The organism is Rossellomorea aquimaris TF-12, assembly GCF_001648555.1.
Lineage (GTDB): Bacteria > Bacillota > Bacilli > Bacillales > Bacillaceae_B > Rossellomorea > Rossellomorea aquimaris.
Window position 1 is genome coordinate 328,301 of sequence record NZ_LQXM01000027.1, and the last position, 13,701, is coordinate 342,001.

Genomic DNA, 13,701 nt, shown 5'->3' on the forward strand with positions numbered 1-13,701 from the left:
TCTACGCTAAAGTCTCCAACTCACTTTCGGAAATCAGGACATCCCTTGGTTTACTGCCTCTTGATTCAGAAATAATTCCATTGTTCTCCATCATTTCCATCAATCGGGCTGCCCGGTTGTAACCGATTCTAAATCTGCGTTGTAAACTTGATGCTGACGCTCCACCTTGATCCACAACAAATTCACATGCCTCTAAAAATAATTCATCCTCTTCCTCTGTTACCTGTGCTTTTTTAATGAGCTCATCCTGTTGGAAAAGATATTCAGGTTCCCTTTGTTCTCGAACATGATTGATGATGTCATCAATTTCATCATCTGAAACAAATGTTCCTTGCAGTCTTACCGGCTTTGAAGAACCATTTTCTAAGAACAGCATGTCTCCTTTACCTAAGAGCCTTTCAGCACCACTACCGTCTATGATTGTTCGTGAATCGACACTTGAAGATACAGAAAATGCAACTCTGGTTGGAACATTTGCTTTAATCAAACCTGTAATAACATCCACAGACGGACGTTGCGTTGCAATAATTAAGTGGATTCCACATGCACGTGCTTTTTGCGCAATACGGCAAATGGCTTCCTCAACATCAGCAGGTGACATCATCATTAAGTCTGCTAATTCATCAATAACAATGACTAAGTAAGGTAGTGTTTCATTAAACTGTCTGTTTCGCTTAGCTAATTCATTAAATCGTTTAATATCCCTTACGCCCGTATGAGCAAACAGCTCGTATCTTCTCTCCATCTCCTCAACAGCCCATTTTAATGCTGCTGTCGCTGCTTTTACATCTGTAATAACAGGGCTTACCAGATGAGGAATACGGTTATATGGAGCTAATTCCACCATTTTCGGATCTATGAGTAGCATCTTTAATTCATCAGGTGTTGCTTTGTATAAAAGACTAACCAGAATGGAGTTGATGCAAACACTTTTACCAGATCCCGTCGCTCCAGCAATTAAACCATGAGGCATTTTACTTAAGTCTGTTACAATCGGTTGTCCCGAAATATCTAGCCCTAACGCTGCTGTTAATGGCGAGTCGGGATTTTGAAATGCGGGACTCGCAATCACTTCACTAATGCAAACCGGGCGACTTTCCCGATTAGGCACTTCGATTCCGATTGTATGCTTACCAGGAATCGGAGCTTCTATCCTAATGTCTCTTGCAGCCAAGCTTAGTTTGATATCATCTGCTAGATTGGTTATTTTGTTTACTTTTACTCCAGGTTCAGGCTGAACTTCGAATCTCGTAACAGATGGTCCTTGTGTTACATTCACAACTTTCGCCCTAACGTTGAAATTATGGAGAGTCTCGTTCAGAAGATTTCGCTGAGCCTCAAGCCACTCTTCACTCATTTTCTTGGATACTGGAGGCATTAAAAAATCCATTTCAGGGAAGACATAGTCATTCGTTCTTTTAGAATGAGAGCTTAATTCACTGTAGCTCTTAACTGCTTCTTCTCCCTGCACTTCATGTGCAGAAGACGTTTCTTCTCTGTTTTCAAAAGAGCTTGGTTCTGAAGACGGTTCCACAATAGTTGATTTTTCTTCAGCGGTATCTTTTGTCTCTCTATTTCCTTCAGACGAATATTCCGTTGTAGGAGGATTTCCTTCATTTACCTTTGTGTTATTAGTCGAATTCGAAGTTGGTCCAGAAGGTTTTTGACGATTATTCATTTGGCGTTTATCCTGCTTCAGCATTAATACATTAAATGGGAGATGGGAACGTTTACGACGTGGAGGTTCTTCTTCCTTAACGATCGCTTCAGCCGGCTCCTCATTATCAGTCATTACTTCCTCATTTGAATTAATTGAAGGATCTTTTATTGCTGATGGTTCTTCAACATTTCGTTCCTTAGAATCAACTTCTGTTAGCTCTTCCGTTTCAGTAATGAGAGAAATACGTTCCTCCTTTTGGGGAGTCGCATTTTCTTGAATTTCAGCAGTATGTTCTTCTTTATCAGTCAGTACTTCCTCGTTTGAATTAATTGAACGATCATTTATTGTTGATGGTTCTTCAACATGACGTTCATCAGAATCTACTTCTGTTTGCTCTTCCGTTTCAGTAATAAGAGAAATACGTTCCTCCTTTTGAGGAGTCGTATTTTCTTGAATTTCAACTTCTGAAGTCTCATAAAAAACGTCTACATTGGTTTTTTCTGTGGAAAAAGGTTCAAGTTCTTTCTCTTTATCAACCGATTCATCCGGAGATAACGAGTAGCCCTTTAAATCTTGAATTTCTTCAGATACATTTTCATGTACATCCTTTGATTCCGATTGAAAAGTTAAACTTGGAGTCAACGGATTTGCCTTTTCAAGAGCTTCAAGCTTGATGGCATCGTTATGTAAAAATTCTTTTAGCTCAAACTCTACATTTTTTTTCGCTGGTCTGCTTTTAAATCCATAAATAGGTGATGGAATTTCAGTTGGTCGAAAAGGTCGATTGTTTCCTTTTTCTACTTTTTTTCCAGCAGGTTTTAGTTTAGGAGTGCTTTCAGACACTTTTTCAACCGGCGTTTTTATTTGTTTTTTCTTTTCTACATTAACGGGTTCTTTTACTACATTTACTTTTTCGGTTTTTGATTTTTCATTTTCAGCCTTTTTTCGTTCTCTGCTTGCTCTTGGGCGTTCATTGCTTTCTTGATCTGAAATGAGTGGAAAACGAAAATTACCCTTTGGGTATTGATATGTCATTCGTGCTTCTACTTCACGAGATTGATTGGAATAGACGCTTTTATTTGGAAGCTTCTTCTTTTCTGATTGAGGTTGAAGTGTTTCGGTATCCTCTTCATTAAACTCATTATATTGTTCTTCTTTATCTGACAGTTTACCAATTATTTTTTTTATCCAACTCACAATAATCACTCTTTCTTTAATACTTACTTTATATTTTATCAGTTAAAGAGAAAAATTCGAGTCATTTCGATAGAATTAGAGAATTGTTAAAGAAATGTGTCGAAAAGAAAATGGGTGTAACATAGTTGTTATCGTTTTGAAAAGTTTCTTTTCGCAAAGATTGTTTTTAAACACGGAGACTACCCGTTGCTCTGTCATCCAGTATGTGCGGGATGGAGAGGAGAACTGCTCCGCTTTCCGCGGACGTTCGGCCGAGCCTCCGGGGTCTTGCCACGCCTGTACTTCCGCAGGAGTCTACGCAGTTCCCCTCTCCATCTTTAAGAGAATATGTGACAGAGCTTAATAGTGACAAAATTAATCGAAAGAAAAAGTATTTCTACTATATAAGCTAAAATTGATCACTGTACACCTTGAAAAAGTCGGTTTTCTAAACATGTAGGGTATTTATATTAAGCTATATTAGGACACTCAAACTTAGATAGTTGATTCTCGCTGCAATCAACCACTACTTACTTTTTCAAAAGAAACAAAGTTTACGAAATCAACCTAAATAAAAAATACCTAAGCTCAATAAACCTAGGTATTTTTTATTAAGCTTTGTTAAACGGGCAATTGATACCTGTTCAATCAACTTAGTATAAAAATCAACAGCAAGCTTTTATTAAGAAGTAAATGGTTGTCCTACTGTGTATGTATCATCCAGAACAAGAATCCCTTTTTCTTGAGGTGCATCTGGAAGGTCTAATTCTTTAGCTGAGCAGATCATTCCTGATGATGGGACTCCTCGAAGTTCAGCATCCTTAATGAGCATTCCACTTGGCATTACTGCTCCTACTTTTGCTACTACCACTTTTTGACCTTTGTCAACATTTGGAGCACCACAAACGATTTGAAGAGTTTCCTCTCCTACATCCACTTTACAAATATTCAATTTATCTGCATTCGGATGCTTTTCTTTTTCTGATACATAGCCAACGACAAATTTCGGTGTGAAATCCCCTTCAAGTGTTTCAGTGAATCCATTCTTTTGAATCGCTTCATTGATTGCACTCAGTTTATCATCGTTCATTTCAACTTGACCAACTTCATTTAATTTTAAATAATTTGATGCACGGAATAGATTATAGCCTAGTGTTTTTCCTGTAGATGGATCAAACAATCGAGCAGCGTCTTCTCTTCTTTCATGCTCAACTTCACCTTCAAATCCAGGCTCTAAAGTAATAATTAAGGTATCGCCAATTCCCTCAAGGTTATAAAATACGTTCATTTTTTCTTCTCCCTTCACTTTTCACTTTTTGCGGTTTTTTCCTAAGATAAATATTGGTTCTAGCTCTCCCTCTTCATAAACGAAAGAAAGTGCTGTAATCGGTACATTACCCGTAGTAAAAAAGCTCATCGTTAACTGCGCTAACACATCATAGCCCGTTTCATTCCGAATATCACCTATTACTAATACATCCTGGTGAGGTACAGCTACTGTCATTTCCCCTTGAACATCTTCACTCATTTGTTTTAAAAATGAATCGTTGAGAATTCGACTCGCATCGTATCCGTCATTATTGTTTAAGAAATAAAAAATATTCCCTGCAACCTCGTCTTTTTTCATGTTCGTCGGCAAACCTCTAACATTAAATAATGCTGTCTCTTTCATTTGCTCATGGGACCAGCCCTCAGTCTTGAGCATTTTCTCATCTATTAAGCGATAGGTTGTCCCTAAATCAACAGCATAATAGATACGAGTTTCAGCAGTGTGGTCATCGGTCACAAGGGATACTCCTTCATTTGATTCTGTTGTAAACGAGGTTGAGCGAATGACAGGAAATACCTTCTTCTCTTTATTTTCTACATTTGCTTCAGTCCCCATTACATTTAAGGCTTCTTCTACATAATATACAACTTCATCAATGATGGATTTGTTATTTTCCTTCCATTTAGAAACAATAGGAGGAAGTGACACTGTGATTCCCTTTTTGGTTTCTTTGTTTTCAAATCGTAATGAATCTTTTTCTCTATCATATGTAATCGAGCGGTTCGGATTTGATAATCGATCCTGTAGTATACCTTTTAGTTTTTTGATATCCAAGCCTAACCCTCCTTCTATGTTTAGTTTATCTACTTGTTGAAAAATTCATCTATTCATAAATGAGTCCATTTTAGTCCCTGCTCACTTATAACATTTTACATCAATTTCACTAGATTACAAAAGGTAGCTCTTGATATTTTAAGGAAAAAGATCAATTGGAGATACCCATACATTTTTTACATGACTGTTTTTGTAAAATTGATCCAATAATAATCAAAAATAAAAGGGATCCCATTCAATGGTTTCCCTTTTACTTGTCTATTTAGATAAGTTATCCATAAAGATTTCAATGTCTTCTTTTGTTTTTCGGTCTTTACTGACAAATCGACCAAGTTCACGTCCATCCTCATATGCAAGGAAGCTCGGGATACCGAATATATCCAATTCAATGCACAGATCAATAAACTGATCTCTGTCTACATAAAGAAACGTGTACTCTTCATATTGAGCCTGTATTTCTGGAAGTATTGGTTCGATTACTCGACAATCCGGACACCAATCCGCTGAAAACATAAAAACATGTTTTCCACTTTCCTTTAGTTTATGGAATTCTTCTACTGAATCAAGCTTTCGCATTTTATTTACCTCCTGTATCTATCGTCAATTGGTTTGGTTTAATCCAACCTATTTTACGCATATATTCAGATATTAACAGGCTAATAAATGCAGGTCCAATAATATGCAATACTAAAATCTTCATTGTAACTTCCCAGGTGAATCCCATGGTTTTAAAGGTCATGATTTGCCCAACAAAACCACTGGTTCCCATACCGGCTCCAGCAGCGTTATTTTCCATAATCCAAATAGTCGTTCCAATTGGAGCTAAAATCATACCTGCAATCGTTGGTGGAATCAGTATACGGGGATTCCGCACAATATTAGGAACTTGTAGCATAGATGTTCCTACTCCTTGGGCTAATAATCCTCCAACTTTATTTTCACGGTAACTAATAACAGCAAACCCAACCATTTGAGCAGCACAGCCGATCGTAGCCGCTCCTGCTGCCACTCCATTTAAGTCAAGCATCAGGGCGATAGCCGCACTTGAAATAGGAGCAGTTAGGGCTAAGCCCATTAGTGCCGCTACTAAAATCCCCATCGTGATTGGTCGCTGTTCTGTTGCCCAGCTAATCCAACCGCCAAACATACTCATAAAATCAGCAATGCTTGGCCCTATAAAATAGGCTGTGGTAAACCCAACCAATATGGTGACAAAAGGAGTAATAATAATATCAATTTTAGTCGTTTTACTTACTAGCTTTCCAACCTCAGTGGAAATTACAGCCGCCACATAAGCTCCGGCTGGACCACCTAAACTAGCACCGGCTGCTCCTGTCACTACTGCAGCAAATAAGACGAGGGGAGGTGCTCCAAGCCCGAATGCAATGGCAACTCCAATCGCGGGTCCCATTAGACTAATGGCTAGACTACCCATATCAATCAAAAACGTTTTAAGGACCATAGGTAAACCAGGAATCTGCTCTCCCATCGTTTTAATAATTAATCCAATGATGAGTGAACTGAATAGCCCTAATGCCATGTAGCTTAATGCATCTATAAAATACGCTTTAGCTGTAAATTTAACACCTTTACTTCTTAACCATTCCTTCAATTTTATACCCTCCAAAATGAGAAATTCTACTTTTACTAGTGTAAAGACAGATGTTGTATTTGTCTATTATTTTTTCAACATTGACTGCTAGTTCCAGTAATACAGAATGCGAATTTCAGTTTAAAATTCTTAGCTATTTTGGAATTAAATTATGAAGGTATCCTTATATATTTACTTTTCTCCCATAACAGCTATAGTATGGAATTTTCTCGAATTTGGCCCTTCTACTATTTTTACATCTTTGAAGCCTGTTTGTATCATGAGCGGAATTAGCTGTTCTTCTAACATGTTTTGTACTCCAGTCCATGTTTCCCCATTCTTACCATTACAAAGAGTTATAGTTACTGTTCCGTTTGTTTTTAAAATCCTGTAAATTTCAGAAACAGTTTCAGGGGTAATGTCCCAAAAATAGATAGAATGTATACTAAATACTTTGGTAAACAAATTATTGTCAAAAGGGATATCATTTACGTTACCTTGAATTAATTCAGCATTACCTTTACTTATGGCCCGTCTATTTCTTATTTTTGCTGTACGAAGAATGGATTTGGATATGTCCAATCCTGCTACATATTGAACATTAGGTTGAGTAAGCAGATTCTTCATTGCATATCCAGCTCCACATCCAATTTCTAATACCCTTTCCTCCTTTTTTAAATTTAATAAGTTGATTGTCCATTTTGTCTCTGATCGATGTTGTAAAACCATTTTTTCCCCAAAATAAAAACCCAATATACCCTTTGGCGACTGATATTGAACATCAACAAATTCTTTCATTCTTTTTAATAACGCCACATTAAAACTCCCTTCATAGTTCTGATAAAAAAATTATAGTACAGTACACTTATTAAACAAGGTAATATCATTTATAGTAGATATAAATATTTTTTATGGGCGAGGAGGTATCATTTTGGACATTAATCAATTAAAGGCATTTGAACTTGTAGTAAGATTAGGGAGTTTTAGTAAAGCAGCAAGATATTTAAATCTATCTCAACCTACTATTAGTATTAGAATTCAAGGGTTAGAAAAGGAGGTTGGTGGTAGTTTATTTTATCGTGTAGGAAAAAGGGTAGAGCTAACTGAGACAGGGAAGGGATTTTTGCCATATGCAAGCCAAGCGATCGAAATTTTAACAAAGGGTATTGAAAGAGCTAGGCTAATGCAAGAGGGGAAACATGGTTATGTTACAATTGGCACCCTTCCATCCTATACTTCCGGTCTCTTTAGTTCAGTCATTACTCAACTTTATAAAAATTATCCTGAAATAAAACTAGAAATACATACTGGACATAATCAGCAAATTATCGAAATGCTTTATGATGGCTTTATTAAAATAGGTTTTATGACAAAACCTTATTTTAATACGGATGTAAAGAATATTTTTTCATTTAAAGAATCTCTTGTATTAGTTGCCCATCCCTCGCATCCAATTGTTTCTTCTAATAAAAACCTAAGGTTTGCTGATGTCATAAAAGGGAGCAAACCATACATAATTGTGGATTGGAATGAAGAAAGCAAACATTGGCAAAAATCAATGATTAACCCTAGAATAGATTATTTAGAATTACCTCCTGCTTCAGCATTAGACTTAGTTCTTTCTAATAATGGAAGCACACTTTTAACAGAATCAATGGTAACTGAGCTGGTAGAAGAAAAAAAGTTAAGTAAACTACAACTAACTGATTTTCCGACTTTATATCGAGAGATAGCTATGGTGAGCTTAGAAACGGAGAAAAGCTTATCACCAACCGTAATGAGATTTGTTGATGCTTTTAGGAATCAAATAGAGAAGTCATAAATTGAAGTTATCTTACTTGCCCAACACTAGTTTGTGCGAACCCAGTAAGTTTAAGAGTAACCATTTTTAATAAACTACCTAGCATAAAGTTTAACAGGATGATCACAGACCGTTCGGTGGGAAGCGAGCATCCTGTATGTAGCGAAAATCCACAACTACTTTTTTCTCTTAGAAAAGAGAACAGCCATAAAAAAAGACTAATTTCCTATAATATAGAAAATTAGTCTAAGAATTTATTCATTATGTTTAACTGACGTTGCCATTTTCATCATCATTTCAGCATGATCTGCTAAATCCTCTAATTCAGATTGTGTGGTTACTTTCGTGCCACCTACTCCAATGACAAGTTCGTACTCTTCCGTATTCTCTAATTTCTTAATGACATAATAACCAAGACGATTATCACCTTTAAAGGTCCCGTGTTTAACAAGACTCTCTTTATCATTAATAGCCATTTTATAAAGAAGGTCACTATCCTTATCTTCTTGAGGATTGGTAAAAAGTATAAAAGTATTAGAGCTTTTTGTAATAATGATATTATTGGAAGATTCTTTCTCAATCTCTGCTCCAAATGGAAGATAAAAGCGAATGTTTCCTGCCTCTTCTTTTCCTTTGTCATTATTATTTTTAAAGGTTTCTTCCGCGACTTGAGCTGTCTGCTCTTTCTCTGTATCTATCGTCGTATTGCATCCAGCTAATATAAGCACAAGAATGAAGAAAACCATCGATGCTTTTGTTTTCATCCCTTACTTATCCTCCCTTTCATGCTTAAGACATACGCTTATAATACCCTCACAAAGTACTATTGACAACCCTTACCGGAAGTTTTTCTGCCTTTTTATTGGGAAAGTAGGTTATTTTTAACTTTGATCGGGTACCTATGATAAGATGATTAAAAAAAGGAGGATGAATACGATGGAGTTTACTGTATATTTGGCTGGTGAAATACATAGTGAGTGGAGAAACGAAGTGAAAGAAAAGGCTAAAGATTTACGACTTCCCTTATCATTTGTTGGCCCAATGGAGAATCATGAACGCTCAGATGGTATTGGAGAAGAAATTCTTGGAAAGCAACCTAATAACATTTTACGAGACGAAGCTGCTTCAAGTATTAACAATCTACGAACAGAATTATTAATGAAAAAAGCCGACGTGGTTGTTGCACTCTTTGGGGAAAAATACAAACAATGGAATACTAGTATGGATGCAAGTTCGGCCATCACCTTGGGTAAACCTCTCATATTAATTCGTCCTGAAGAGCTTCATCACCCTTTAAAGGAACTGTCAAACAAGGCAACCGTAACAGTAACCGAAGTAGAACAAGCGGTAAAAGTTCTTTCTTATCTATTTGAAGTAGAATAATTCGTTTTTTTCAGGCTTGCAAAGAAGATTTCACACTTCTTCTTTGCAAGCTATTTTTAATGCAATTTTAATTTATTTAACTATTTCGAAATAATATAACATTTGCAATAAAAAGATTACAAACCCTTATAAATACTGTTATATAAAGTTTTTTTGACTTTATGAAAATATTAAAATATTATAGTAAAAGAACAAGGAGGTAGTAATATGTCAGAAATGAATAAACAGAAAATTGTGGATAGTGTACCCCAAAAAGGATTCTTTGGTCATCCCAAGGGATTATTCACACTATTCTTCACAGAATTTTGGGAGCGCTTCTCTTATTATGGAATGCGAGCAATTCTTGTATTCTATATGTACTATGAAGTGTCTGAAGGCGGTCTAGGTTTAGAGCAAAGTTCAGCTTTAGCCATTATGTCTATTTATGGATCATTAGTATATATGTCCGGTGTAATTGGAGGCTGGCTAGCAGATAGAATATTTGGAACATCAAAAGCCGTTTTCTACGGTGGGATATTTATCATGTTTGGTCACATTGCTTTATCATTTCCCGGAAGTCTTTCCATGTTTTTCGTATCGATGGTATTAATTGTTGTCGGTACAGGATTATTAAAACCGAATGTATCTACCGTTGTAGGTGAAATGTATAACGAAAAAGATACACGTCGAGATGCTGCATTCAGTATCTTCTACATGGGAATCAATTTAGGTGCATTCCTTGCTCCTCTTATCGCAGGAAGTCTTGCAGATAATTATGGATTCCATTGGGGCTTCGCAGCCGCAGCCGTTGGAATGTTCTTAGGTTTAGTTGTATTTGTCCTTACAAAGAAAAAGAATTTAGGACTTGCAGGTACTTATGTACCAAACCCACTTAAACCCGCTGAAAAGAAAAAGTATAGTAAAATTGTCGCTTTAGTGGTTATTATTCTTGCAATCATTTTAGGAGCAACAATTCCAACTGGATTATTTACATTAGATTTATTCATTGCATTAGTAGGATTCTTCGGAATTGTAACACCAACCGTTTACTTTATCGGGATGTATCGCAGCCCTAAAACAACTGCTACAGAACGTTCAAGAATTATTGCTTATATTCCATTGTTTATTGCTGCAGTAATGTTCTGGGCAATTCAAGAGCAGGGTTCTACGATCCTTGCAGCATATGCAGATAAACGTACTCAGTTAAACTTTATGGGAATTGACATTTCACCAGCATGGTTCCAGTCATTAAACCCATTATTCATTATTCTTCTAGCGCCTGTATTTGCATGGTTATGGGTTAAACTAGGAGACCGTCAACCATCAATACCTAAGAAATTCTCTTTCGGATTGGTGTTTGCAGGACTATCATTCCTAGTCATTCTATTACCTGCTTATTTTGGAGGAGAAAACTCCTTAGTAAGTCCATTATGGCTTGTACTAAGCTACTTTATTGTCGTACTAGGAGAGCTTTGCTTATCTCCAGTAGGCTTATCCGCAACTACAAAATTAGCACCAGATGCTTTCTCAGCTCAAACGATGAGCCTTTGGTTCCTGGCTTCAGCAGCTGCTCAAGCTATTAATGCGCAAATTGTACGTTTCTACACACCTGAAACAGAAATGCTTTACTTTGGTTCCATTGGAGGAATTGCTATACTATTAGGTATTTCCCTATTCTTACTATCACCGAAGATTCAAGGCTTAATGAAGGGTGTTAAATAATTAATAACTAACGACCTCTGACTACTTCAGAGGTCGTTTTCAATATGCTTGTCATAAATAAAGGCACCCCGTTTCATTACGGGGTGCCTAAAAATATTACCAGAACCTGTTACAGCATCTTCTGTTTCTATTATTTTGAGTTCCTAAAACATCGTTATTTCTTCTACGGCATCTTCCACGGTTATCTTCTACTCCAAGAACATTGTTGTCTCTTCTACCGCGACATCTCCGACGGTTGTCTTCTGTTCCGAGGACATTGTTATCTCTTCTTCCACGGCATCTCCCGCGATTGTCTTCTGTTCCGAGGACATCATTACCCCTTCTTCTGCTATTGCAAAACAGGATATCGTCCCAAGTCCGTGTTCGACGGCCGCCTACACGGTCATTACGATCATGGCAGCTATTACCCATAACCTCTACCTCCTTTAAGATAGATTTATCAGTACTAGAATGAATCTGATATACTCTATCATATGAAAAGGGGTTGGCATTGGTATGGGCCAAGTATTCTTCACTTTTAGTGTTTTGTTCTTATTTTACTTCTTTTTTATACTTCCACTGACCTATGAGTAAATGAACAACATGTAGAAACATACTTTCTCTCGTCACTAATCCATTGGTAAATACTCCTACTGCCCCCTCTTTATGTCGAATACCCGTTCTTTGTGTGTATTCATCCATAAGAGGACCTAGTTCTTTACCTTCTCTTAGGCCTTTACTGATTTCATTTGGCAAAGAGATTCGTGCCCCTCCCCCAATAATTTCATTTCCATTACGGTCGACTAATGCTCCCCAGTTACAAAGAAACATCCCATACAAAGATTCTGTTACGCCCCCCTCTAGTCCAATACCAATGTCAGCATCGGTGGCTCGTTGTATATTTTTAGCGCGATTCAAAGCTCCTTCTATTGTTTCTTGATCTGAAAAAGGTTGCTCACTAACATTGGATTTCGTTTGATAACATTCAAAGGAAACGTCCTCAAACACCTCTTGAAAGGCCTTTTGAATCGCTGAAACCTTTGCTGGATTTTTTGTTCCTATCGCTACTTTCAACAATCTACTACCCCTTTTCTCTTCAATTCATGAAAAGGCTGTCTCTAAAGAGCATTCTCTCTCTTTAAGACAGCCTATTCACCTTATATGAGTATTAACAAATCTTTTTAACTATTTTTTTTAATGGATTCAATCGTAGAACGATCGCTTTGTTTAACAAGCTTCACAATCAATTCTTTAGCTGCCGCATAATCATCCACGTGTATCATGGAAGCATGAGTATGAATATACCTTGAACAAATACCCACTACTGCACTTGGTACACCTTCGTTTGACATATGAACTCTTCCTGCATCTGTTCCTCCTTGAGAAACAAAGTATTGATATGGAATGTTATTGGATTCTGCAGTATCCAGAATGAATTCTCTTATTCCTCTATGAGTGACCATGGAACGATCTAATATTCTTAATAGAGCCCCTTTTCCAAGCCGTCCAAATTCATTTTTATCACCCGACATATCGTTGGCTGGGCTGGCATCTAAAGCATAGAAAATATCAGGGTTAATCATATTGGCTGCAGTTTGAGCTCCTCTTAACCCAACTTCCTCCTGAACAGTCGCTCCTGAATAAAGAGTATTCGGAAGTTCAATCCCTTGAAGCTCTTTTAATAATTCAATAGAAAGACCACACCCATACCTGTTGTCCCAAGCCTTAGCAAGAATCTTCTTTTCATTTGCCATAGGGGTAAACGGGCATATTGGAACAATTTGTTGTCCTGGCTTAATTCCAATTTCTTGTGCATCCTCTTTATTGTCTGCACCGATATCAATTAGCATATTCTTTATTTCCATAGGCTTTCTTCGTTGTTCTTCACCTAAAAGATGAGGAGGGATACTTCCGATCACACCCGTTATCGGTCCGTTATCGGTCATAACTTGAACTCGTTGAGCCAGAAGAACCTGGCTCCACCACCCACCTAGGGTTTGAAAGCGAAGCATACCGTTATCTGTAATAGAGGTGACCATGAACCCTACTTCATCCATATGGCCAGCAACCATCACAACAGGATCTTGATTATTGCCTTTCTTAAGTCCAAAAATCCCACCTAATCCATCTTGTACAATTTCATCCGAGTACTGAGATAATTGTTCCTTCATAAATTTACGAACAGCATGTTCATTACCGGGTGCACCAGGTAATTCTGTTAATGTCTTAAAAAGTTCTAACGTTTCTTGTTTCATATCGATTGCCCCTTTTTTTATGATTTATCTACTTTATGTATAGTATCATTT

The 13,701-nt window shown here is 37.1% G+C and carries 13 protein-coding genes; 3 read left to right on the forward strand and 10 right to left on the reverse strand.

Going from position 1 to position 13,701, the window contains the following annotated elements; all coding sequences use genetic code 11:
• Window position 1: 1 nt before the first annotated feature.
• The 6 genes from IQI_RS20300 to IQI_RS10990 form a co-directional block, all read right to left on the reverse strand.
• Window positions 2–2,857, reverse strand: a complete 2,856-nt coding sequence (locus tag IQI_RS20300; protein WP_231893411.1) for a DNA translocase FtsK — start codon at window positions 2,855–2,857, stop codon at window positions 2–4.
• A gap of 661 nt (window positions 2,858–3,518) precedes the next feature.
• Entirely contained in the window at window positions 3,519–4,124 is a 606-nt protein-coding gene (gene ytpR / locus IQI_RS10970; RefSeq protein WP_064092677.1) for a YtpR family tRNA-binding protein, read from the reverse strand.
• Window positions 4,125–4,145: 21 nt separating this feature from the next.
• The gene (locus IQI_RS10975; RefSeq protein WP_064092678.1) at window positions 4,146–4,940 is read right to left on the reverse strand and encodes a DUF1444 domain-containing protein; all 795 of its coding nucleotides are present in this window, start codon (window positions 4,938–4,940) and stop codon (window positions 4,146–4,148) included.
• A gap of 258 nt (window positions 4,941–5,198) precedes the next feature.
• Entirely contained in the window at window positions 5,199–5,516 is a 318-nt protein-coding gene (locus IQI_RS10980) for a thioredoxin family protein (RefSeq protein WP_064092679.1), read from the reverse strand.
• A 1-nt stretch (window position 5,517) separates the two neighbouring features.
• Window positions 5,518–6,552: a PTS transporter subunit IIC gene (locus IQI_RS10985; RefSeq protein WP_064092680.1), complete on the reverse strand. Its 1,035-nt coding sequence runs from the start codon at window positions 6,550–6,552 to the stop codon at window positions 5,518–5,520.
• 171 nt (window positions 6,553–6,723) lie between these two features.
• A complete protein-coding gene (locus tag IQI_RS10990) occupies window positions 6,724–7,347 on the reverse strand; it encodes a class I SAM-dependent methyltransferase (protein WP_082892669.1) in 624 nt (207 codons plus the stop codon).
• Between the two features lie 115 nt (window positions 7,348–7,462).
• Between IQI_RS10990 and IQI_RS10995 the strand changes: the two genes are divergently transcribed.
• Window positions 7,463–8,353 (forward strand): LysR family transcriptional regulator, encoded by an 891-nt coding sequence (locus IQI_RS10995; RefSeq protein WP_064092681.1) that lies wholly within the window; start codon window positions 7,463–7,465, stop codon window positions 8,351–8,353.
• 233 nt (window positions 8,354–8,586) lie between these two features.
• On the opposite strand, the gene IQI_RS11000 is transcribed toward IQI_RS10995, so the two are convergent.
• On the reverse strand, window positions 8,587–9,096 hold the full coding sequence (locus IQI_RS11000; RefSeq protein ID WP_064092682.1) for a hypothetical protein: 510 nt from the start codon (window positions 9,094–9,096) through the stop codon (window positions 8,587–8,589).
• A gap of 172 nt (window positions 9,097–9,268) precedes the next feature.
• Here IQI_RS11000 and IQI_RS11005 point away from each other — a divergent pair, with 172 nt between their 5' ends.
• Window positions 9,269–9,715, forward strand: coding sequence for a YtoQ family protein (locus IQI_RS11005; protein WP_064092683.1), 447 nt, complete (start codon window positions 9,269–9,271; stop codon window positions 9,713–9,715).
• 207 nt (window positions 9,716–9,922) lie between these two features.
• Window positions 9,923–11,416 carry a peptide MFS transporter gene (locus tag IQI_RS11010; RefSeq protein WP_064092684.1) on the forward strand — a complete coding sequence of 498 codons (1,494 nt, stop codon included), beginning with the start codon at window positions 9,923–9,925 and terminating at the stop codon, window positions 11,414–11,416.
• A gap of 96 nt (window positions 11,417–11,512) precedes the next feature.
• Here IQI_RS11010 and IQI_RS20605 read toward each other — a convergent pair whose 3' ends face one another.
• From IQI_RS20605 to IQI_RS11020, 3 genes are all read right to left on the reverse strand, one after another.
• Window positions 11,513–11,827, reverse strand: a complete 315-nt coding sequence (locus IQI_RS20605; RefSeq protein WP_156509878.1) for a hypothetical protein — start codon at window positions 11,825–11,827, stop codon at window positions 11,513–11,515.
• Between the two features lie 120 nt (window positions 11,828–11,947).
• Window positions 11,948–12,469, reverse strand: a complete 522-nt coding sequence (locus tag IQI_RS11015; protein ID WP_064092685.1) for a DUF84 family protein — start codon at window positions 12,467–12,469, stop codon at window positions 11,948–11,950.
• 107 nt (window positions 12,470–12,576) lie between these two features.
• Window positions 12,577–13,650 carry a M42 family metallopeptidase gene (locus IQI_RS11020; RefSeq protein ID WP_064092686.1) on the reverse strand — a complete coding sequence of 358 codons (1,074 nt, stop codon included), beginning with the start codon at window positions 13,648–13,650 and terminating at the stop codon, window positions 12,577–12,579.
• Window positions 13,651–13,701: the final 51 nt, after the last annotated feature.